Annotated in this window: 18 protein-coding genes and 1 riboswitch; of the genes, 10 read left to right on the forward strand and 8 right to left on the reverse strand. The window is 72.6% G+C overall.

Translation table 11 applies throughout. The features are described from left to right. Positions 1 to 468: hypothetical protein (locus E1293_RS26290; RefSeq protein WP_132200157.1), on the reverse strand; the 468-nt coding region annotated here is incomplete at its 3' end. A 141-nt stretch (positions 469 to 609) separates the two neighbouring features. Here E1293_RS26290 and E1293_RS26295 point away from each other — a divergent pair. From E1293_RS26295 to E1293_RS26315, 5 genes are all read left to right on the forward strand, one after another. After that, the gene (locus E1293_RS26295) at positions 610 to 1872 is read left to right on the forward strand and encodes a MinD/ParA family ATP-binding protein (RefSeq protein ID WP_132200158.1); all 1263 of its coding nucleotides are present in this window, start codon (positions 610 to 612) and stop codon (positions 1870 to 1872) included. Between the two features lie 169 nt (positions 1873 to 2041). After that, entirely contained in the window at positions 2042 to 4531 is a 2490-nt protein-coding gene (locus E1293_RS26300) for an ATP-binding protein (protein WP_132200159.1), read from the forward strand. Beyond that, positions 4528 to 6741: a type IV secretion system protein gene (locus tag E1293_RS26305; RefSeq protein ID WP_207939105.1), complete on the forward strand. Its 2214-nt coding sequence runs from the start codon at positions 4528 to 4530 to the stop codon at positions 6739 to 6741. Before E1293_RS26300 ends, E1293_RS26305 begins: the two co-directional genes overlap by 4 nt. Beyond that, positions 6741 to 7379: a hypothetical protein gene (locus E1293_RS26310; protein ID WP_132200160.1), complete on the forward strand. Its 639-nt coding sequence runs from the start codon at positions 6741 to 6743 to the stop codon at positions 7377 to 7379. Before E1293_RS26305 ends, E1293_RS26310 begins: the two co-directional genes overlap by 1 nt. Beyond that, complete coding sequence (locus tag E1293_RS26315) at positions 7376 to 8437, forward strand: C40 family peptidase (RefSeq protein WP_132200161.1); 1062 nt, start codon at positions 7376 to 7378, stop codon at positions 8435 to 8437. The genes E1293_RS26310 and E1293_RS26315 overlap by 4 nt, the downstream gene beginning before the upstream one ends. Before the next feature lie 9 nt (positions 8438 to 8446). Here the strand turns inward: E1293_RS26315 and E1293_RS26320 are convergent, their stop codons facing one another. Then, complete coding sequence (locus tag E1293_RS26320; RefSeq protein WP_132200162.1) at positions 8447 to 8959, reverse strand: MarR family winged helix-turn-helix transcriptional regulator; 513 nt, start codon at positions 8957 to 8959, stop codon at positions 8447 to 8449. A 61-nt stretch (positions 8960 to 9020) separates the two neighbouring features. Between E1293_RS26320 and E1293_RS26325 the strand changes: the two genes are divergently transcribed. Genes E1293_RS26325 through E1293_RS26335 form a run of 3 tightly spaced genes read left to right on the forward strand, consistent with a single transcriptional unit; the run spans position 9021 to position 11497 of the window. After that, entirely contained in the window at positions 9021 to 10298 is a 1278-nt protein-coding gene (locus E1293_RS26325; protein ID WP_132200163.1) for an amidohydrolase family protein, read from the forward strand. Positions 10299 to 10338: 40 nt separating this feature from the next. After that, a complete protein-coding gene (locus E1293_RS26330; protein WP_132200164.1) occupies positions 10339 to 11091 on the forward strand; it encodes a Mut7-C RNAse domain-containing protein in 753 nt (250 codons plus the stop codon). A gap of 19 nt (positions 11092 to 11110) precedes the next feature. Beyond that, positions 11111 to 11497, forward strand: a complete 387-nt coding sequence (locus tag E1293_RS26335; protein WP_132200165.1) for a (deoxy)nucleoside triphosphate pyrophosphohydrolase — start codon at positions 11111 to 11113, stop codon at positions 11495 to 11497. Positions 11498 to 11742: 245 nt separating this feature from the next. On the opposite strand, the gene E1293_RS26340 is transcribed toward E1293_RS26335, so the two are convergent. Next, positions 11743 to 12762, reverse strand: a complete 1020-nt coding sequence (locus E1293_RS26340; RefSeq protein WP_132200166.1) for a C40 family peptidase — start codon at positions 12760 to 12762, stop codon at positions 11743 to 11745. 7 nt (positions 12763 to 12769) lie between these two features. Beyond that, positions 12770 to 12904: riboswitch (cyclic di-AMP (ydaO/yuaA leader) on the reverse strand. A gap of 188 nt (positions 12905 to 13092) precedes the next feature. Here E1293_RS26340 and typA point away from each other — a divergent pair. Next, complete coding sequence (gene typA / locus E1293_RS26345) at positions 13093 to 14946, forward strand: translational GTPase TypA (protein WP_132200167.1); 1854 nt, start codon at positions 13093 to 13095, stop codon at positions 14944 to 14946. A 225-nt stretch (positions 14947 to 15171) separates the two neighbouring features. Here typA and E1293_RS26350 read toward each other — a convergent pair whose 3' ends face one another. Then, a complete protein-coding gene (locus tag E1293_RS26350; RefSeq protein ID WP_132200168.1) occupies positions 15172 to 15567 on the reverse strand; it encodes an FHA domain-containing protein in 396 nt (131 codons plus the stop codon). 36 nt (positions 15568 to 15603) lie between these two features. Between E1293_RS26350 and E1293_RS26355 the strand changes: the two genes are divergently transcribed. Beyond that, complete coding sequence (locus E1293_RS26355) at positions 15604 to 16611, forward strand: hypothetical protein (protein WP_132200169.1); 1008 nt, start codon at positions 15604 to 15606, stop codon at positions 16609 to 16611. Here the strand turns inward: E1293_RS26355 and E1293_RS26360 are convergent. The 4 genes from E1293_RS26360 to E1293_RS26375 all read right to left on the reverse strand — a co-directional run. Next, the gene (locus E1293_RS26360; RefSeq protein WP_132200170.1) at positions 16515 to 17228 is read right to left on the reverse strand and encodes a 4Fe-4S single cluster domain-containing protein; all 714 of its coding nucleotides are present in this window, start codon (positions 17226 to 17228) and stop codon (positions 16515 to 16517) included. The genes E1293_RS26355 and E1293_RS26360 overlap by 97 nt on opposite strands. Next, entirely contained in the window at positions 17225 to 19120 is a 1896-nt protein-coding gene (locus E1293_RS26365; RefSeq protein WP_132200171.1) for an AAA family ATPase, read from the reverse strand. The genes E1293_RS26360 and E1293_RS26365 overlap by 4 nt, the downstream gene beginning before the upstream one ends. A 94-nt stretch (positions 19121 to 19214) precedes the next feature. Continuing rightward, complete coding sequence (locus E1293_RS26370; RefSeq protein WP_132200172.1) at positions 19215 to 20339, reverse strand: response regulator receiver protein; 1125 nt, start codon at positions 20337 to 20339, stop codon at positions 19215 to 19217. Beyond that, the coding region (locus E1293_RS26375) for a serine/threonine-protein kinase (RefSeq protein WP_132200173.1) at positions 20336 to 22593 on the reverse strand (2258 nt) is incomplete at its 5' end. The genes E1293_RS26370 and E1293_RS26375, both read right to left, overlap by 4 nt.

Here is a 22593-nt window from a genome sequence, read left to right on the forward strand (position 1 = left end):
CAGCAGCCCACCCCCCAACAGCCGGTGCGAGCGCAGGACCAGCCTGGTCGCCCGCAAGAGGAGGCCGCGAGGCCGCCGGAACAGCCCGCGCCGCAGCAGCCCGTGCGTGCGCAGGAGCAATCCGGTCCTCCGCGGGAGGAGGCCGCGAGGCCGCCGGAACAGCCCGCGCCGCAGCAGCCCGTGCGTGCGCAGGAGCAATCCGGTCCTCCGCGGGAGGAGGCCGCCCCGCGGGAGCCGGTGCGTGCGCAGGAGCAGTCTGGTTCTGCGCAGGGGGAGGCCGGGCGCTCGGTGGAGCGGGCCGCCTCGACACCGCAGCAACCCGCCCGTGCGCAGGAGCAGCCGGGCCGCCCGCAAGAGGAGGCCGCGCCCCAGCAGCCCGTGCGTGCGCAGGAGGAGGCCGCACGGCCGCCGGAACAGGTCGCGCCGCCGCGGTGGCAGCCTGTTCGGGCGTGGGACGAGGTTGCGCATCAGCGTGAGCGGGCGGCTTCGGAGCAGGCGAGCCAGGCCGGCGGGTCGGACGAGCAGGGTGAGCGTCCGGAGCAGGCCACTCCTACACCGCAGCAGCCCGTTCGCGCGCAGGAGCAGCCGGGGCGCTCGCCGGAGCGGGGTGTGCCTTCGCCGCAGCAGTTCGGCCCTCCGCGGCCGGTGGAGCGGCCCGCGTCCGCACCGCAGGAGCCGGTGCGTGCGCAGGACGAGGCCGCGCCCTCGCCGGAACAGCCCGGGCACCCCGGTCGTCCCCGCGAGGTGGTCGCGCGGTGGCCGCAGCAGGCGGTGCCGTTGCGGGAGCCTTCGCGGCCCTGGTCCCAGGGGCTCTCCAAGCCGGTGCGGCCGGCGGAGGAGCCCGTCCCACCGGAGCCGGCCGAGGCGGTGGAGGAGGCGCCGCCCCGGGAGGTGCGGTCGCAGCCCGCCTCGCCGGTGCGGCCGCGGCCGTTGCCGCCGCCTCCGGCGCCGCCGCCGTCCGGGCCCGCGATCACGCCGCCGGGGCCGGAGCACGAGGTCACCGGCGGCGGGCTGCGGCGGCTCATCCACGCCGTCGGCGGCGGGCACGGCGAGGTCGACGCCGACTACCAGCAGCGGATCCAGCAGCCGTTCCACGGGACGCGGCACGTCGTGGTGCTCGGGTGCACCGGGGGCGCCGGGCAGACCGTCACGGCGCTGATGCTCGGGCACACGTTCGCGCAGCACAACGGCGAGCCCGTCGTCGCGCTCGACGTGAATCCGGGGCCGGGGGCGCTGGCGCGGCGGACGCGCAGCGACACCAACGAGACGCTGACCGGGCTCATCACGCGGGCCGACCAGGTCGGCAGCCTCACCGCGATGCGGCGGTACACCTCGCAGGCCAAGTCGGGGCTCGACGTGATCGCGGCCGGCAAGAACCCGCTCCAGGCGCTGGACGACCGCGACTACGCCCTCGCGATCCGCACGCTCGACCGGTTCTACTCGGTGACGATGCTGGACGCGGCGGCGGCCGTGGTCGCGCGCGTCCTGCCGTACGCCGACCAGGTCGTGCTGGTCGCGCCGGCCAGCGCGGACGCGCCGCGCGCGGTCGCGATGACGTTCGAGTGGCTGGACGGCCACGGCTACGAGGAGCTGCGGTCCCGCGCGGTGACCGTCATCAACGGGGTGAGCCGCCGGAGCATGGACGACGTCGAGCAGGCCGAGGCCGTCGCGCGCGGACGATGCCGGGCGCTGGTCCGCATCCCGTGGGATGATCACCTGAGCATGGACCGCGCACCCCGCAACGAGCTGAAGTCGCTGCGCACGCCGACGCGGCGCGCCTATCTTGCCCTCGCCGGTGTGGTCGCCGGCGGTTTCACCGTCATGCCCGAGCGTTACCAGGAGCTTCAGCAGGAGCAGGAGGCCACCCGATGAGCGCCCCTCGCGGGCACCGGGCGGAGAACGCCCGGGCATTCCTTGCGGACGCGTCTGACGTTCATGACCGTCCGGATGGCGAAGACTCTCCCGGGCAGCCCTGCGCGGCCGCCGGTGCGACGGGAGAATTGCCGGACGGAACGCCCGCACGAGCCGGAAGGAGGGCGGCATGAGCAAGTCCAGCCGGCTGGCCGTGCGCTATTTCGACGACCGCGTGCTGTTCACCGACAGTGCCGCTTGGGCGTACTTCCGGCTGCCCACGGTCTCGTACGAGTTCACCACGGGGGAGGAGCGCGAGGCGCTCGCCACCAACATCACCATCGCGCTCGCCGGCATCCGGATGCAGGACGCCGAGGTGCACCTGCGGATCGCGCACCGGACGTACCCGGCGGCGGAGTGGGCGCTCGCGCTGGATCAGACGTCCGACGGCGGCGCCGGCTGGCGGGAGTACCTGGAGGAGACCTACGCGCACGTGTGGGCGAAGGACTTCTGGACCAAGGAGGTCTACCTCGGGGTGCGGCTGGGGCCGCGCGGCATGGGGGCGCAGCTGTCCGGCGGCGTGCTGTCGCAGCTGCTGGGCTTCTACAAGCGGAGCGAGAGCGTCCTCGGCATGCACGACGACGCGATCGACAAGAAGGAGATCGCGCGCTGGACGGAGCAGGCCGAACGGGTCGGCCGCGCGCTCGGCGGGTCGGCCCTGTACGCCAGGCACGCGATGTCCAACGAGGTGGCGTGGCTGTTCCAGCATGCGGTGACGGGGTCGCTCGCCGATCCGCCGCCGTCGGCCGTCGCGCGCAGGACGTGGGGCAAGGGCGAGATCGAGGCGCTGGTCGAGGGCGCCATCCACAACGGGCGCTCGTACCTGCGGATCGAGCAGCCCAACTTCACCGGCGCGGGCGGCGGCGCCACGGCCGCGTCGTATGTCGCGTACCTGTCGTTCGCCCGGTTCCCCGACATGATGCCGTTCCCGGACGGCGAGCCCTGGCTCCACTACTCCGACGCGCTCCCGTTCCCGGTGGAGATCAGCGCGCGGATGAAGCTGATCCCGCCGGCGAAGGCGTCCAAGGACGTCTCGCGGAAGCTCGCGCACGCCCGCGACATGGACCAGCACATCCGGGAGGCGGGCGCGGAGGCGCCGATCGCGCTCGCCGAGCAGATCGACGCGGCCCGGATGCTGGAGCACGGCATCACCAAGGAGCGGCTGCCGTTCGTGTACGGGTGGCACCGGCTGATCGTGTCCGCGCCGACGGAGGAGCTGCTCGCCCAGCGGGTGGACGCCGTCGTCGAGCACTACCGCGACATCGGCATCGACGTCGTCAACTCGACCGGCGACCAGTTCTCGCTGTTCCTGGAGTCGCTGCCCGGCGACCAGATCCGGCTGAACGCCTACGCGCAGCGGCAGCCGCTGCGGACCATCGCGGGCGGCATGCCGGTCGCGACCGTCGACCTCGGGGACCGCCCGGACGACGAGCAGGAGGGCTGGATCGGCCCGTACATCGGCGAGACGCTCGGCCGGGCCCGCTCCATCGTGCACTTCGACCCGCTCGTCGCCGCGGCCCGCAACCGCCCGACCGCGGTGGCGATCACCGGCGAGCCCGGCGGCGGCAAGACCACGCTCGCGCTGCTGCTGATCTACCAGATGGCGCTGCGCGGCGTCACCATCGCGGCGATCGACCCGAAGGGCGACGCGGAGTCGCTCGTCCAGCTGCTGGAGGCGCGGGGCCGCAAGGCGCGGATCATGCCGCTCGGATCGGCGGCGCCCGGCCTGCTCGACCCGTTCTCCTTCGGCGACGACCTCGCCACGATGAAGACGATGGCGACGGAGACGCTGCGGCTGCTGCTGCCGCGGATGTCGGAGGAGCGCGAGTCGGCGATGATCCAGGCGGTCGGCGCGGTCGCCAACGCCGAGCGGCCGTCCCTCGGACGCGTCGTCGACCATCTGGAGGCCGCGGAGGACCCCGCGTCCAAGAACCTGGGCGCGGTGCTGCGCTCCATGTCGGAGATGCGGCTCGCCCGGCTGTGCTTCGACCCGTCCGGCGGCGAGCGCATCGACACCGCGGGCTGGACGACCGTCTTCACCCTCGGCGGCCTCACGCTGCCGGACGTCGCCATCTCGCGGGAGGACTACTCCTACGAGCAGCGGCTGTCGGTCGCGCTGATGTACCTGGTGTCGCAGTTCGCGCGGCGGCTCATGCACGGCCTCGACCGGCGGCTCCCGAAGGCCATCTTCCTGGACGAGGCGTGGGCGATCACCGCCACGCCGGAGGGCGCCAAGCTGGTGCCGGAGGTGTCCCGTATGGGACGCTCCCGCAACACCGCGCTGATCCTGGTCTCCCAGAACGCGGGGGACCTGCTGAACGAACAGGTGACGAACTGCCTGTCGTCGGTGTTCTCGTTCCGTTCCACCGAGCGGGTCGAGGTCGGCAACGTCATGTCGCTCCTCGGGGTGGAGGCGTCCGACGAGCACCGGGCCGTGCTGCGCAACCTCGGCAACGGCGAATGCATCTTCCGTGACCTCGACGGCCGAGCGGGGCGTATCGGCGTCGACCTGATCTCCGAGGAACTGCAGCGTTGGCTGGACACCAACCCGACCCGGTCGCGTCCGGGCCTGTCCGAACTCACCGTCGCGGGGGCCGAGGCCGAGGAGGCCACCCGATGAGGGTTTCCCGCGACCGGATGACGCGCCTGCAGCGCTCGCCCGGCGAAGGGCTCGACCGCGCGGTCCTCGCGCGGCCCGGCCGGTTCCGGCGGCGCCGCTACCGCCGCAGCCGCCGGTCGGTGCTGCTGCTGGTCATCATGGCGCTGTTCATGGTGGGGCCGCTGGCGCCCGCGTCGGCGTCGGTGCCGGAGATTCCGAACCCGCTGAACGACGCGTGCCAGCCGGCCGACCATCCGCCGCCCGAGCAGTACGGGTCGGGGACGGACGGCATGATCAAGCCGCCCGACTATCCGAATGAGCGGCTGCGGAACTCCAAGGTCGAGCAGATCACCTACTACGACCGGTACGGCATGGCCGGGCAGAGCTGGTACGCGGTCGACATGGGCTGCTCGGACGCCATGGGGCTGATGGGCAACTCCCTCGCCAACACCGTGTTCACCATCGTCCGGACGGTCGACCGGACGACGATCAGTGTCTACCAGGCCGCCGCGTCCGACTCGCTGCTCGGCTGGCTGAAGGGCACCGTCGACGGCGTCATCAGCGGCGTCGGCAAGACGTTCAACGCGCGCTACTGGTCGTGGGTGGTCATCCTCGGCGCGATGTGGCTGGCCTGGTGGGGGCTCGTCCGCAAGCGGGCGAGCAAGGTCACCGAGGGCGTGGTGTGGATGGTCGCCGCGATGGTGGGCCTGATCTGGCTGATCGCGCGGCCCGCGGACTTCACCACGCTCGGGACGAAGGTGTCCGAGGCGACGAGCGCCGCGTTCGACGCCGCGTTGCCGAAGAGCGACACCAGAGGTGGGACGTGTATACCCAGTCCGGGCGGCAAACCCGATCCGGCGACGTCCCAGAACCTGGACCCGACGACCCGCAACGCGAACGCGCTGTGGGTGGCGCTGGTCTGCAAGCCCTGGCTGCAGGGCGAGTTCGGCACGACCGACCCCAACGCGAAGGTCGTGAAGGAGAACGCCGACAAGCTGCTGTGGTCGCAGGCGGTCGACCTGCCGGAGACGTATGGCCAGAACAAGGTCGACCTGGGGAAGAAGGCCGACGCCTACAAGGACGTCACGAAGAACATCAAGGACAATCATCCCGAGACCTATGCCCTGTACCAGGGCAAGAACTGGCAGAACCGGCTGGGGGTCGCGTTCGGCGGGCTGTTCGCGGCGCTGATCGCCGGGCTGCTCATCCTGGTCATCGCGACGGCGCTGATCGTCGTGAAGATCGCGTTCCTGCTGCTCCTGGTGGCCGGGCCGATCTTCCTCGGGATCGGGATACATCCGGGCCTCGGACGGGTGATCGCCGTCCGATGGCTCGAACTGCTGCTGTCGATGCTGCTGAAACAGGCGGCGCTCATCGGCGTCCTGTCCCTGCTGTTGTGGGCGTACAGCCTGATCCTCGGCGAGACGCTGCCGTGGGGGCTGCAGATCCTCCTCATCGCGCTGGTGACGTTCGCGGCGTTCGTGTACCGCAAACCGTTCCAGCACCTGTTCTCCGCCGTCGGCTACTCGGCGGTCGGGTCGCGGGAGAAGAGCGAGGCCGAGCTCAACAAGTCGGTGGCCGAGGCGCGCCGGAGCACGATCGACCGGGTGCTTCCGGGAGCGAGCGCGTACCAGGCGCTGCGCCGGATCAAGGACGACCCGGCGCCGGCGGCGGCGGCCGCCGCGGGCGGCCCGGCCGGCATGGCGGTCGCCCTGGCCGGGTCCGACCGGGCGGCCGGCGCGGGCGAGGACCAGTCGCCCGAGGACGCGCCGGTGCTCGCGGCGAAACCGCGCGGGGCGGGCGCCGCCGCGGCGCGGCAGAACCGGTCCCGGCGCGGGGCTCCGCCGCTGAACCTGCCGTCGCGGCGCGGTGCGCTCGGCGACCGCCGCAAGGACGGCGATCCGGCCAAGGAGGGCATCATCGTCGGCGGTCCGAGGGACCGTGATAAGCCCGGTGATGCGGGCTCCGGCAAGGGCGCGTCCCGCCCGACGTCCTGGACGGGACGCGGCGGAACCGGTGGCGGAGGCGTCAGCGGCGGTGGCGGTGGCGGCGGAAACGGTGGCGGCAACGGCGGTTCCGGCGGCGGCAACGGCGGCGGTCAGTCGCGTCCCGCGCCGCCCGGACGGCGGCCTCCGCCGCTGTGGGGCCGGCGCGACTCGGAGGACGCCCCGCCGATCCCGTTCTGGCTGCGTCCACCGGAGCGTCCGTCCGGTAACTCGGAGCGGGACTGATGAACCTGAACGACCGGCGGCGCAAGCTGCTGTTCGCAGGGCTCGTCGTGGTGCTCGCCGCCGTCGGCATCTACCTGACGGTGGCCTCGCCCTCCCATGAGTCCGACGACGGGCCGCAGGCGCGGTCGTCCGCCACGGCCACGAACGCGCCGGGCCCGTCGTCCACGCCGTCCGGTATCCAGAGCGCCGTGAATCCGGGCGACTTCGACATCTACCGGCTGCTGCCGTTCTCCCGGCAGGAGTTCGCCACGGCCGCCGACATGGCGCAGCGGTTCGTCGCCGCCTACGGGACGTACCGCTACGACGAGACCCCCCAGGCCTACATGGGACGTTTCACCGGCCTGGCCACCGACGATCTCCAGCAGCGGCTCGGGCAGGACGCGGCGACGCCCGGGATCGTGGATCAGCGCAAGCGCGAGCAGACCGTCGCGCAGGGGTCGGCGTCGCTCGACCGGGTCCGCAACATCGAGGACAACTCGATCATCTTTCTGGTCACCGGCAGCCAGCAGCTCACCAAGGGCGGCACCAAGACCAGCGACACCAAGAAGTACGCGGTGACGGTGTCGCGGGACGGCGGCTCGCTGAAGGTGTACTCCTTCGAGCCCGCGGACGCTGGCCAGGCGGGTGACACGGGATGACCCCCCGGCGGCTGCTGCTGGCCGGCGCGCTCGGCGTCGCGGCGCTGCTGTTCGTCGGGCTGGCCTTCGTCCCGCTCATGTTCGGCGCGGGACAGTTCCTGTTCAGCGGCGGGGTCGGCGGCAACTGCGTCAACGTCTCCGAGGCGGGCGCGCAGCCCGCGGCGGCGAACGACGCGAAGGCCGTCCCGGTGACCTACCTGGCGCTGTACCAGGCGGCGGGCAAGAAGTACGGCATCCCGTGGAACGTGCTGGCCGGGATCGGGAAGGTCGAGACCGACCACGGCAGGTCGACGCAGCCCGGCGTCAGCAGCGGGGAGAACTACGCGGGCGCGGGCGGCCCGATGCAGTTCCTGGCCGCGACGTTCAAGGCGTTCGCGGTCGACGGGAACAAGGACGGCAAGAAGGACCGCTACGACCCGGCGGACGCGATCCCCTCGGCCGCCGCCTACCTCAAGCACAACGGCGCGCCCAGCCGGATGAAGACCGCGATCTTCCAGTACAACCACTCGTGGGACTACGTCGACCTCGTCCTGGACTGGGCGAAGCGCTATGTCGGCGGCGACTTCAAGATCGTCCAGGCGAACGGCATCGACTGCGCCGACAACGAACTGCCCGCCAACGTCGGCGAGCTGGTGAAGAAGATGATCGCCTTCGCGCTGGCGCAGCGCGGCAAGCCGTACGTGTTCGGCGCGAACGGGCCGGACGCGTGGGACTGCTCAAGCCTCGTCCAGGCCGCCTACCGGCAGGTCGGCCTGAACATCCCGCGCACGACGTTCGAACAGTGGCCGTTCGGCGTGAAGGTGGGCAAGGGCAAGGAGCAGCCCGGCGACCTGGTGTTCTTCAACTCGGGGCCGGGGACGGGCGCGGACAATCCCGGGCACGTCGGCATGGTCATCGGCAAGGGCAAGATGATCGTGGCGAGCTGCTCGTCGTGCGTGCCGGCGATCGGCGTGAAGTCCTACAAGCGGTCCGACTGGGTCGGCGTGACCCGCCCGCTCGCGCGCCCCGACTTCAAAAAGAAGGTCTCCGACCTGGCGGTGCAGCAGCCGGCCGACTGATCGGCGGGGTCAGCGGAAGCGGCGGTTGCCGACGATGAGCAGGATCTCGCGCAGCGCGTCGGCCGCGTGCCGGACGTCGTCCGGCGGCACCCGGGCCATGACCTCCTCGTGCGCCGTCCCCGAGGCGGCGAGGGCCTGCTCGGTGACGCGCAGCCCGTCCTCGGTCAGCTGGACGAACCGGCTGCGGGCGTCGCCGGCGTTGGCCTCGCGCTCCACGTAACCGGCCTTCTGCAGCCGCTGCAGGACGTTGCTCGTCCCGCCGGAGGTGAGGAACGCCGACCGGGTGAGCTCGCTCGGCCGCAGCCGGTACGGCTCGCCCTCCCGGCGCAGGACGGTCAGCACCTCGAACTCGGCGTAGGTGAGGCCGAGTTCGGCGAGCGGGCCGCGGAGCGCCTGCTGCACCAGCGCGGAGATGCGGCCGGCGCGCTTGCTGAGCTCCAGCATCGCGACGAGCGGCCCGGACAGCCCGTCCCGCCGCCAGGCCTCGGCCACGACGTCGATCTCGTCCCCGTCCACCTGCACACCCCGAGGGTACTCGCTCGACAGGTTGCTTTTCTAAAAGCTAACTCTTAAGCTTTCAGGCATGCCAACGACTCTGCTGCTCAGGAACGGCGTCGTCATCGACACCGTGCCCGCCCCCGCCGTGCGCGCGAACACCGACGTGCTCGTCGAGGACGGCCGCATCGCCGCGGTCGGTCCCGCCCTGGACGCTCCGGCGGGTGCCGAGGTGATCGACGCGACCGGGCACATCGTCATGCCGGGCTTCGTCGACACCCACCGGCACACCTGGCAGTCCGGGATCCGCGTCGTCCTCCCCGACAGCACGCTCCCCGCCTATCTCGACCGCGTGCTCGGCCAGCTGGCACCCCGGTACCGTCCGGACGACGTGTTCGCCGCGACGCTCGCCGGCTCGCTGGAGTGCCTCGACTCGGGCATCACGACGCTGGTCGACTGGTCCCACATCAACCTCACCCCCGCCCACACGGACGCGAACCTCGCCGCGCTGCGGACGTCCGCCATCAGGGCGGTGTACGGCCACTGCCACGGAGGCGACGGCGACCTCGCCGCCGAGACGCGCCGCGTCCACCGCGAGCACTTCGACACGCCCGCCGGGACGATCACCATGGCGGTGGCGGCGCTCGGCCCGGAGATCGCGGGCGAGGACCGCGCGCTGACCGAGTGGCGGACGGCCCGCGACCTCGGGCTGCCGGTCACCGTGCACATGGGCGGCCACGGGGCGCAGAGCGCCGCGCGCGGCCTGGCGTTCCTCGACCGCAACGGGCTGATGGACCACCCGACGACGTACGTGCACGCCAACTTCTACACGGGCGAGGCCTTCGAGCGGATCGCCGCCAGCGGCGGGACGGTGTCCGTGGCGCCCGCGATCGAGGCGGCGCTGAACATCGGCCTCGCCCCCACGGGACGGGCCCGCGCCGCCGGCATCCCGACCGCGCTCGGCGCCGACACGGTCGCCTCCGGTCCCGGCGACATGTTCGGCATCATGCGGGCGGCCTACGTGCTGGAGCGCGGACGTCCGGACGGCGCGGGCATGGGGTTCACCACCGCCGACGCGCTCCGCATGGCCACGATCGAGGGCGCCGAGGTGGCCGGGCTCGCGGACGTCACCGGCTCGCTGACCCCGGGCAAGCAGGCCGACCTCCTCGTCCTGCGCACCGACACGCTCGGCGTCGCCGCGGCCCACGACCCGATCGCGGCCGTGGTCCTCTCCGCGGACACGCGCAACGTCGACACCGTCCTGGTCGGCGGCCGAGTGGTCAAGCGCGGGGGAGTGCTCCAGGGCCAGGACGTCCCCTCCCTGCTGGCGTCCCTCACCGACGCCGCCGGGCACATCGCCGCCTGACCCGCGGAAAATGCGGCGGGGATCGTCGGCGGTGCGTGGCATGCTGAGCGACGTGGAGCCCGAGATAACCATCCGTGTCGCCGGCGAGCTGCTGATGTTCCTGCCCGCCGCCCGGCGGAAGCCGGTGCACCGGGTGAAGCACGACGGGACGTCCACGCTCGGGCATCTCGTCGAGTCGCTCGGCGTACCGCTGCCCGAGGCGGGCCCGATGACCATCGGCGGCGAGCCGGCCGGCCCCGCCACCCGGCCGGACGCCGGAGCCGAGGTGCACGTGTCGGCGGTTCCGCGCCCTCAACCCGTCCCGCTGGAGCCGGCCCAGGACGCGCCCCGCTTCCTGCTGGACGTCCACCTGGGCACGCTGGCGCGGCGGATGCGCCTCCTCGGCCTCGACACCGCCTACCACAACGACATGGACGACCCGGCGCTGGTCGTCCAGGCCAACGAGGAGCGCCGCGTCCTCCTCACCCAGGACCGCGGGCTCCTGCGCCGCCGCGCGCTGTGGTTCGGCGCCTACGTCCGCGGCTCCCGGCCGGACGACCAGCTCCGCGACCTGCTCGACCGCTTCGCGCCCGCCCTGAACCCCTGGACGCGGTGCACGGCCTGCAACGGCGAGCTGCTCCCGGTCGACAAGCAGGACGTCGAACGCCACCTGGAGGCGGGGACCCGCCGCAGCTACGACGTGTACGGCCGCTGCGCGGACTGCGGGCAGGTGTACTGGCGCGGCGCCCACGGCGACCACCTGGAGGAGATCGTCCGCGAGTCGGCGCGCCTGGTCGGCCGGCCGCGGACCTGACGAAGAGGAGCTGGTTGCGATCGATCTCGTTGTCGTAGGTGCGGCGATCATCTCGGACGGACGGCTGCTGAGCGCTCAGCGCGCCGAGCCGCCGCACATGGCGGGCGGCTGGGAACTGCCCGGCGGCAAGGTCGACCCTGGCGAGTCGGACGAGGACGCCCTCGTCCGCGAATGCCAGGAGGAACTCGCCATCAAGATCCGCCTGGGCCGCCGCATCGGCGGCGACTGGCGCCTGAGCGAACGCAGCCTCCTCCGAGTCTGGACCGCCGAGATAATCCAAGGCACCCCCGAACCTCTGGAGCACCTGGCCCTCCGCTGGCTGACCCCAAACGAGCTCTACGACGTCCCCTGGCTCCCCGGCGACCGCCCCGTAGTCGACATCCTCGCCGAACAGGGCCTCACCTGAACGAATACCTCAACCACCACCGCAACCCCGCAACGACCTGGGCCACCGCGATCGCGTCCGAAGGCAGGTTTCGAGCTTGCGAGAAACCTGATCGCGCAGCGAGCCGCTAGGCGAGCCGGAGCGATGCAGCGATCGCACGCGTTTTTCGACGATGGAGGGCCCCCAGGCCCGAAGGAGGAGAAAAAGCCATATACAAGGGCCCCCCGCCGCGCCGCGGGGGGCCCTTGTGTCTCAGGGGGAGTGGGTCAGGAGATGCGGTTCGCGCCCGCGAAGTCGGAGCGCTCGGACAGTTTGGAGATCTTCACCACATCGCCGGTCGACGGGGCGTGCAGGAACTTGCCGTCGCTGAGGTAGATGCCCATGTGGTGCAGGTTGCCGCCGAAGTAGACCAGGTCGCCGGAGCGCAGTTCGCTCCGGGAGACCTTCGTCCCCATGGAGAACAGGTCGCCGGTGTAGTGCGGCAGGCCGGACTTGCCGACCTGGGCGTAGGCCCAGACGACGAGGCCGGAGCAGTCGAAGCTGCTCGGCCCGGCGGCGGCCCACACGTACGGGGAGCCGAGCTTGCCGTAGGCCTTGCGGGCCATCTTGGCGGGCAGGCCCGAGCCCTTGATGGTGGCGGAGAGGCCGGTGTGCGGGTCGCGGGCGTGCGTGGTGGTGAGCTTGTCGAGGCGCTTCATCACCTCGGCGACCTTGGCCTTAGCCGCCCCGCGGGCCTTCTTGGCATCGTCCCAGGCCTTCTGGGTCTGCGCGGTCTTGGCCTTGGCGGAGTGCTGCGCGGCGTCGGCCTGGTCGATCTGCTTCTTCAGCGCCAGGACGGCGGTCGCCTGGTTCTGCGCGAGGTAGGCGCGGTCGGACAGCCCGTCCGGGGACGCACCGGCGCCGAAGAGCACGTCGGGGGCGCCGGACATGTAGTTCGCCGCGGCCAGCCGGCCGAGCTGCGCGCGGGCCGGCTCGGCCAGGGTGCGCAGCCGCTCGGCCTCCTTGGTGGCGGCCTGCTCGGCCTTCTTGGCCTTGCCCAGCTCGACGCGGGTCTTGTTGAACTTCTCGGTGAGGATCTCGGCCTCTTCGTTCAGCGCGTCCAGGCTCTTGCGCAGGCCCTTCTCCGTCGTCGGAGTGGGGCTGGGCGCCGACGGGGCGGCGGCCAGCCGGAACGGCTGCGCGGCGTGGGCGGCGACGGGCGCGGTGGCGCCGAGGCCGATCAGAAGCATGGCGGCTGCGGTGGCGGCGGGCGCGATGCGCCGCCGCCGGTGGGGATCCGGGGCCAAGCCGGCTCTCTCCTCTCCTCATGCGCCTACCGGGTTAGCTGACGGGTTCGGGCCAGGAGTCGCCCTACGACGTGTGTCGATTCACCCCAGGGGGTTGGGTCCCCGGTTCCCCCTCGAGCGGGGGATTCGGCGTTCCGGCCGCAGCCCCGGGGGGTGGGGCTCCGGACGACCGGATCTCGGGCAGATTACAAAGGATGCGCAAAGTTCGCCAATCGGGGCTGGTGTGCCGGGTGGTGCGAACGGCTCGTGATGGGTGGTACGCACGGCAAGTAGAATGGGTTCGTCGCGTGTCTGCGGCCACTTCCGAACTCTCACGCAAGGCGAACCCGCATGCCCATCTCCACGCGCGACGACCTCCGAAACGTCGCGATCGTCGCCCACGTCGACCATGGCAAGACGACGCTGGTCGACGCCATGCTCTGGCAGTCCGGGGCCTTCCGCGAGAACCAGGACGTCGACGACCGGGTGCTCGACTCCAACGACCTCGAGCGCGAGAAGGGGATCACCATTCTCGCCAAGAACACCGCCGTCCGGCACAACGGGCTGACGATCAACATCATCGACACGCCCGGGCACGCCGACTTCGGCGGGGAGGTCGAGCGCGGCCTGTCCATGGTGGACGGCGTCGTCCTGCTGGTGGACGCCAGCGAGGGCCCCCTCCCGCAGACCCGGTTCGTGCTGCGCAAGGCGCTCGGCGCGCGGCTGCCGGTGATCCTGGTCGTGAACAAGACCGACCGTCCCGACGCCCGCATCGCCGAGGTCGTGGACGAGACGTACGAGCTGTTCATGGACCTCGACGCCGACGAGGACCAGATCGACTTCCCGATCGTGTACGCGTCCGGCCGCGCCGGGCGGGCCTCGCTGAACCAGCCCGCCGACGCCGCCATGCCGGACTCGGCCGACCTGGAGCCGCTGTTCAAGGTCATCACCGAGACGATCCCGGCGCCGTCCTACGACCCGGACGCGCCGCTGCAGGCGCACGTGACGAACCTGGACGCCTCCAGCTACCTCGGCCGGATCGCACTGTGCCGGGTGCACGCCGGCACGATCAAGAAGGGCCAGCCGGTCACCTGGTGCCGGCACGACGGCAGCGTCGAGCGGGTGAAGATCACCGAACTGCTGATGACCGAGGCGCTCACCCGCAAGCCGGCCGAGGCGGCCGGGCCCGGCGACATCATCGCGATCGCCGGCATCCCCGACATCATGATCGGCGACACCATCGCCGACCCGGACGACCCGCGCCCGCTGCCGCTGATCACGGTGGACGAGCCGGCGATCTCCATGACGATCGGCACCAACACCGGGCCGATGGCGGGCCGCGAGAAGCGCACCAAGGTCACCGCCCGGATGGTCAAGGACCGGATCGACCGCGAGCTGGTCGGCAACGTGTCGATCAAGGTGCTGCCGACCGAGCGCCCGGACACGTGGGAGGTGCAGGGCCGCGGCGAGCTGGCCCTGGCGATCCTCGTCGAGAACATGCGCCGCGAGGGCTACGAGCTGACGGTCGGCAAGCCGCAGGTCGTCACCCGGGACGTCGACGGGAAGAAGCACGAGCCGGTCGAGCGGCTCACCGTCGACATCCCCGAGGAGCACCTCGGCGCCGTCACGCAGCTGATGGCGGTCCGCAAGGGCCGCATGGAGCACATGACGAACCACGGCACCGGCTGGGTCCGGATGGAGTTCCTGGTGCCGGCCCGCGGCCTGATCGGGTTCCGCACCGAGTTCATGACCGAGACGCGCGGCACCGGCATGGCGCACCACGTGTTCGAAAGCTACGAGCCCTGGTTCGGCGAGCTGCGGACCCGTCCGTCCGGGTCGCTCGTCGCCGACCGGTCCGGCGCCGCCACCGCGTACGCGATCACGAACCTGCAGGAGCGCGGCACGTTCTTCGTCGGGCCGACCACCGAGGTGTACGAGGGCATGATCGTCGGGGAGAACTCCCGTTCCGACGACATGGACGTCAACATCACCAAGGAGAAGAAGCTCACGAACATGCGCTCGTCCACCGGCGACGAGTTGGAGCGGCTCACCCCGCCCCGGCTCCTGTCGCTGGAGGAGGCGCTGGAGTTCTGCCGCGAGGACGAGTGCGTCGAGGTGACGCCGGCGAACGTCCGCATCCGCAAGGTCGTCCTGGACGCCAAGGAGCGCGAGCGCACCCGCGCCCGCACCAAGCGCGCGGGCTGACCCTGGCACGACGCTGACCCCACGAGACCAGGCGTTACGGCGGACCGACGTTCCGGCTGTCCGCGGCGGACCGAGCTTTCCGGCCGACCGAGCGCCGAAGGGGCGGGGGCCGTCCGGTACCGGGCGGCCCCCGTCGCGTTTTCAGGAGCGGCCCCGTGCTGGTCGCGGAAACGGCGGCGGCCCCGGGGATCCGATCCCCGGGGCCGCCGTTCGCCGTTCCGGCCGTCAGCTCAGCTGGACGGTGCCGGTCACGTCGGCGGCCAGGCGGAGCTGGTCGCCGTCGCGGATGGGGGCCTCCACACCGCGGGGGAGCCGTTCGCCGTTGACGAACGTCCCGTTGGTGGAGCCCTCGTCGCGCACCCACGCCGTCCCGGACGGGTCGAGCCACAGCGTCGAGTGGCGCCGCGACACGTTGTCGTACTGCGTGAACGTGGCCGCCACCGGAGACTGGCCGGCGTCCCGTCCGAGCACCAGGTGCTGCCCGACGGAGACCTTCAGCTCGCCCGTCGGGAACTGGATGCGCAGGACGGGTGTGCCGCCCTTCTGCGGCAGCGGGCGCAGGCACGAGTCGCACTGCGCGGCGCCCGGGTTGCTCAGCACCGCCTCGCAGTACGGGCACATGAACGCCGTGCTGTCGGACCTGGGCGGGCCCTGCTCGTGCGGCAGCAGCGTCGCCTCGCGGCCGTGCGGCGGCAGCGGAGGCTGGCCCCCGTGCTGCGGCTGGCCGTGCTGCGGCTGCCCATGCTGGGGTTGGCCGTGCTGGGGTTGGCCGTAGTCAGGCTGCGGCTGCCCGTAGTCCTGCTGGGGCTGGCCGTACTGCTGCTGCGGCGGCTGGCCGAACTGGTGGTCGCCCGGAGGGGGCTGTGGGGCACCGTACTGGTCCTGCGGCTGCTGCTGGAACTGGTCCTGCGGCGGTGGGAACTGCTGGTCCTGCTGCGGCGGATACTGCTGCTGCGGCGGGAACTGGTCCTGTGGCTGCTGCTGCTGGAAGGGTTCCGGTGCCTGCTGCTGCGGCGCTCCCCACGGGTCGGGAGCCTGCTGCTGCGGTTGCGGCATCCCCCACGGGTCCGCGGGCGGCTGCTGCTGCGGCTGGCCCCCGTGCTGGGGCTGGCCCTGCTGCGGCTGCCCGTAGTCCTGCTGGGGCTGTCCGTAGTCCTGCGGCGGCTGGCCGTACTGGGGCTGCGGCTGCCCGTGCTGGCCCTGCCCCTGCTGACCTTGTCCGTGCTGGTCGGCGGGAGGCGCCTGCGGCATGGGCTGCTGCCCCCACGGGTCGGGCGCCTGCTGCTGCGGCTGGCCCCACGGGTCCTGCGGCGGCTGAGGCGGCGCCTGCTGCTGGGGAGCCTGCTGCCCGTACGGGTCGTGCTGCGGCTGCCCGTACTGGGGCTGGCCGTGCTGCGGCTGCCCCTGCTGGGGAGCCCCGTACTGCTGGCCGCCCTGCGGGCCCGGCGGCTGGCCGTACCCCCCGGGGCCCTGCTGGGGCGCGCCGCCGCCGGCGCGCGCCAGGTTGGCCCCGCAGCTCATGCAGAGCAGATCGCCCGGCTGGAACGGCTCGTCACAGACCGGACAGTTCAAGGTCGCCATGACACATCCCCCGAGCGCACCCCGGCGCGGTCGAGCCTCGACGTGAGGTGCTCCATGTCACCCCTTCGCGGGATCCCGATGTAGTACACCCGCCTTCCCTCCGGCCCTTCGTCCACGGACACCTGTACTCGGGGCCCTGTTCCTTCTCCAGTCTTCCCGACGCCGGCCACCGCCCCGTACCGCTCACGTCCCAGCGGGGACAGCGGCACGACACGCTGGTTGGCCGACCCCCTCCAGAGTAGAGAGCCGTCCCCCGAGTGTCGCCCCCCCGGGTTCAGCCGGTCGACGTACGGCCCCGTGATCACGGCGTCACACATGTCCAGGATCTCGCGCGTCGTGCCGGTGCGCGAGAGCCGAGAGAAGACATATCCGCTATAGACCAATATGTCCAACGCAATCGTCTCACGGTCGAGGGCGTCCCGCCACGCGCGGATGCCGCGCAGCAGTGCCGCCAGCGCGGCCGGCTGCTGGAACGGCTCACCGCCCGAGATGGTCACCCCGTCGACCGGTTCCGGCAGGGACGCGAGCCATCCTAGGACCGTTTCGACCGGCACCGACCTGCCCGGGTCCGCCTCCCACGTGTCCCGCGACAGGCAGCCGCGGCAGTGCAGCGTACAGCCCTGCGTCCAGATGCCCGCCCGGGTGCCGGGGCCGAGTGTGGTCACCGGATAGTGCGCCTTGGCGAGCAGCAGCGAGGTCACTGGAGGTCCAGATGGACGATGCTGCCCTCGCGCCGGATCCCCGTCACGGTGACCTTCTCGTCAGGGACGAGCTCGCGGTCGAACAGCGCGCGCGCCAGCGGGTTGACGAAGTGCGACTCCAGGGCCATGCCGATGCCGCGGCCCCCCTTGTCCAGCTCGTCCGTGCACCACCCGCGGAGCGTCTTCAGCGCGTCCCCCTTCACCGACAGGACGAGCCGGTGCTCCTCGGTGACCCGCCGGCAGATGTTCGCGAACTGCAGATCGAAGATCTTGTGCGCGGCCTCGGCGGAGATGAAGTCGAACACCACGATGTTGTCGCCGAACCGGTTGAGCAGCTCCGGCCGGTTCAGCACCTCGGTGAAGTGGTCGGCGACGGCGCCCTTGATGCGCTGCTCGACCTCGTCGTAGGTCATCCCGGGTGTGATGTTCTGCACACGGTCCGGCGCCCCGAACGGGGACCCGTCCCTGGTCGTCAGGTCGCGGCCCGGCACGAACAGGCCGAGGTTCGAGGTGAAGATCAGGATCGACTCGGAGAAGTGCACGGTGTTGCCGCGCCCGTCGGTGAGCCGGCCGTCCTCCAGGATCTGCAGGAACTTGTCCAGGATCCGCGGGTGCGCCTTCTCGATCTCGTCGAAGAGCATCACCCGGAACGGGTCCTCGCGGACGGCGTTGGTCAGCTCGCCGCCCGCCTCGTGCCCCACGTACCCGGGCGGCGACCCGATCAGCCGGTCGCCGGACCCCTCGCCGGAGAACTCGCTCATGTCGAAGCGCAGGTAGGCGGACTCGTCGCCGAACACCAGCTCGGTGATCGCCTTCGCCAGCTCCGTCTTGCCGGTGCCGGTCGGGCCCGCGAAGAACAGCACACCGCGCGGCCGGCTGCCCGACTTGGTCGCCTGCGCGCCCGACAGCCCGAGCACCGCCCGCTTGAGGATGTCGAGCGTCTTGGTGACGGCCTGCGGCTGCCCGATCACCCGCTCCGGGACGCGCTTCTCCCCGTCCAGCACCCGGCGGCGCAGATGGCCGCGGCTCCACGGGTTGTCGAGCACGCCGAGCTTGTAGGTGCGGACCGCGTCCGGCAGGTCGGCGAGGTCGACGTTGCGCTCCTTCGCCAGCCGGGTCACCTCGATCATCGACTGCAGGGTCAGCCCGTCGGCCTGCTCGGCGAACGCGTCGCACGCCGCCGCGGCCGCCTCGTCCTCGGCCACGTCGCCGACGCCGAACGCGCGGGCCAGCAGCCGCGCCGTCTCCTGCCGGTCGCCGAGATGCGGCCGCGGGATCGTGATCTCGCGGATGTTCTCGTTGTCGGTCGTCAGCCACGGCGGCAGGTCGCCCGGCCGCTCCACCAGCCACACGATCGGGTTGTAGAGCGGCTTCGGCCGCGCCCCCGTCACCCGGACCGGGCGCGCGCTGCGCGACAGCTTCGCGCAGAACCGGAAGAAGTCGCGCTCCGCCGGCTCCAGGTCGGTCGGGGTGCGGGCGATCCGGGACGCCGAGTCGATCACGAACGCGGCGCGGACGTTCTCCTGCGGCCGGGCCACCGCGGCCAGCTGCCGGGTCAACCCCTCCAGCGACGGCTTGTCCTCCGGCTTGGTCTTGCCGAGCAGCGACTCGGCCGCCTGCGCCGCGTCGCCGCCGTCCGGATAGATCTGCAGGCCGTCCACCGGGTCGTAGACCGCCATGAAGGACGCGCCGCTGGAGCGCAGCGTCTCCCACAACAGGGCGCGCAGCGGCAGCAGCCCCGCCGTGCCGTCCGCCGACGGTGACAGGAAACTGTCGTACAGGTTGCCCGACAGGACGTACTGGGAGTGCACCGAGAGTGTCGCGTCCAGCTCCCGGATGAACGGCGGCCACCCCTGCAGCCGCCCCCCGAGCGTCGGCGAATCAATGCTCATGCGTGCTCCCTTGTGGGGGGGCGACCCCCCACACCCCCCGGTTCGCTCCGCTCATCTGCGCGCTCCACTCCGTCCCCGTAGCGCCCCCGCACCTTCACTTGTGACGTTCGCGGGAGCGTTCGCGTTGCCCGACACGGCCCCTAGTCTGCCGTGCGGAGGCCGAAACCGGCAGCTCACGCACGCCGGGCTCCAGCCGCCAGCCCACATCCGAGCGGATGCCCGCCGCCGCCAGCCGCTCCCGCGCGGACTCGAAGGCCGAGCACCACTCCTCCTCCCGCTCGACGTCCAGCCGCCGGTCGTCCTCGCTCTCGGCGGGACGCTCGCGCACCATGGACGCCCGCACGTGCGCGGCGTCGTCCACGCGCATCCGGACGCTGTGGTCGGGCCAGGCGCCCTTCGTCAGCGTCACCGAGCCGTCCTCGGCCGTCAACGTCTCGAACCCGGCCTGGACCTCGTACCCCAGGTCCTCGAACGCGGTCGTGATCGAGTCGAGGACGTACCGGCGCTCGGCCACGGCCTGCTCCGCGGCGTCCCGCTCGGCGGCGAGCCGCCGCTCCTCGTCGCGGCGGCCGCGGGTGCGGCGGTTGGCGTCCTGGATCCGCAGCCGCACCTCCTGCAGGACGCCCTCCGCCTCGGCCGCCGTGGCGGCGTCCGCGAGCAGCCGGGCCGCCTCGGCGACGGCCAGCCGCTCGGCCTCGGTCGCGTCGGGCAGCAGCCGCGCCATGATCCGTTCGAGGTGCTCGCGGACGTCATCCGCGCGCGGCGGCGGCGCCCCCTGCCCCGTGTCGGTCTCCAGCCCCTCGGCGGGGACGGCGAAGATCTGTGCGCTGACCTGGGCGGCGAGGTGCTCGGAGAGGTGCCGTTCGGCCTCGTCCAGGACCGCGTCCGTGGCGGCGCACCACGCGGTCAGTTCCGCGGCGGAGCGCTCGTCCAGGCCGATGGCCGCGGGCAGCGCGACGTCCGCGCCGAGCTTCGAGCGGGTCTCGGCGAGCGCGTCGATGCGCGCGTTGCGCTCCACGGCCTCCCGCAGCGCCCGCTCGTGCGTCTCGACCTCGGCGAGCGCCGCCGCCCGCGCCTCGGCCCGCCCGGCGGCGCGCGCGGCCAGCGCCTCCGCGCCGCGCCCGGCGAGGCCCGCGCCGGCCCCGGCCAGCCTCGCCACGCCGAGGCTGAGCACCACCGCGGCGTCCAGCGCGATGTCCGCGTCGATCCCGCTGCTCAAGGGGTTCCTCCGATCGACCGGGCCTGCCGCCACTGGTGCAGCCGCACGCCCGCCGCGACGGCGTGCGCGGCGGCCACGACGATGAGCGCGAGGGCCCACAGCACGCTCGCGACGGACGTCACCGCCGCGATCAGCAGGAGGAAGAGGAACATCGGCACCGCCGCGGCGACGAGCAGGCACCCGCAGCCGCGCCGCCCGGTCATCCGCGCCGCGCCCGACACCGTGTGGGACGCCGTCGACAGCCCGCGGCCGCTCGCGCCGAGGACGTTCGCGATCATCGCCCACGGCCCGTGGGGGAGATACTCGGTGCCCTGCGCGCGCGCCACCAACACCTCGGCGCCGCACTCCACCGCCCAGGCGACCAGGGACACGACGGCCAGCACGCCGAAGCCGGCGCCCGAGGTGGAGCTGTGCAGGCCGACCGACGCCGTCCCGTCGTCGTCGCCGCCGAACAGGGAACCGACGATCCAGCTTCCGAGGAGCCAGCAGAACAGCAGCGGCAGCGTCGCCGCGACGGCCTTCATCGTGGCCTTGTCGCGTCCCGCGAGGCGCTGCCGCTCACGGTCGGCGTGGTGCGTGCGCAGCGCATCGTCCCGCTGCCCGGCGGCGTGCCGCTCGCGCGTCCGCGACTCGCTCTCCGCCGCCGCCTCGGGCGCGGCCTGCGCGATCGCGAGCAGCCGGAGCGGATCGTCGCCCGCCCCGTCCGTCATCCAGGTGAACCACGGCACCGGCTCGGGGACCGACGCGCGCGCCCGCGCCGCGCCCTCGGCGATCAGCCGGTGCGTCTCGGCCGGCCGCGCCGCCAGCGCGAGCAGCGCGAGCAGGACGGCGGGCGGCTCCTCCACACCGGCGTCGGGCAGCCTCATGGCGAGACCCGGCGGCGTGGCGTTCTGCTCGCGCAGCCAGCGCGCCAGGTCGTTCCACGCCGACACGTGCGCGCGCCACTGGTCGTCGACCCTGGCCAGCTCCTCGCCGCCCTCGAAGTCGGCGAGCACATGCAGGACGCCGTGCTCCCACAGCGCCCGCCCGATGAGGCAGGCGGTGCGGTGGTCGGGATGGTGCTGGTCGCGCGCCAGGGCCGCGAGTCCGGGCAGGTCGCCCGCGGTGATCCGGCGGCCGAGGAAGTGCGGGGGCATCGACGGATCCAGCCACCGCACCAGGTGCGCGATCTTCACGTCGGGCGGCAGGTGCGTCGTGAGGCGGCCGTCGACGAGCGCGATGCGGCTGTCGTCCGGTATCTCCGCCAGCCACTCCCGCAGGCTCCGCCACGCCTCGCCGGTCTCGCCGCGTCCGAAGAAGTAGCGGGCGGCGTGGTCCCAGTTCTCGACGAGTGCGCGCGCCAGCTCCGCCCGGTCGGTGTAGCGGTGCCCCCTGAACGGCAGCCCGGGGCCGGATTCGGCGGGGACGGTGTCTTCGGCGACGTGCGGCGAACCGCCGTCCAGCCACTCCTGGACCTGCTCGCCGGTCCACCTCTTGCGAGGGTCGCGGGTCAGCAGGCCCTGGCACAGCAGCCGCAGCCTCGGCTCGGGGACGTCGTCCGCGCTCACCGGCCGCGTCGCGAGATGGTCGACCACGACGGTCTCGCTCAGCCCCTGGAACGGCGCCCGGCCCGTCGCCAGCTCCCGGACGATCATGCCAAGGGACCACCAGTCGCGCGCCGGCGACACCTGGCCGGACAGCGACTCCGGCGCCGCGTAGGCGAGCGTCCGCGACGACGAGGCGAACACGACGCTCTGGTCGAGGACCTTGCTCAGCCCGAAGTCGGCGATCGCGAGCCGCACCGGCTCCTTCCCCAGCACCAGAACGTTCTCGGGCTTGAGGTCCCGGTGGACGATGCCCGCCCGGTGCAGCGCCCCGAGACCGGCGGCGAGCTGCGCGGCGACCTCGCCGGCCGTCTCCCAGGGGAGCGGCCCTTCCTCCATCAGCGTCCGCAGATTGCCGTCCGGCGCGTAGGCCGCGACCTCGTAGTCGCGCCCGTCGGCGTGGCCCGTCTCCAGGAGGTGCAGCACGTTCGGCGCATCCAGTGCGGGCAGCTTCGCCCACACCTCCCGGTCGGCGCGGTACCCGCTGCGGAAGACCTTCACCACGTACTCGTCGCCCCGGTCGTCCCGCACCAGCAGCAGGTCGGACTCGGCACCCTGCACCGGCAGTTCGGCGACCACCGCGTACCGCTCGCCGAGCACGGCCGGCAGCCGCATCAGCGGACCGCCGGGAGCCTGCCCCTCCCGCCGCGTCCGCGCCGCCCCCCGCGGCC

It is taken from the genome of Actinomadura darangshiensis (assembly GCF_004349235.1).
Classification (GTDB): domain Bacteria; phylum Actinomycetota; class Actinomycetes; order Streptosporangiales; family Streptosporangiaceae; genus Spirillospora; species Spirillospora darangshiensis.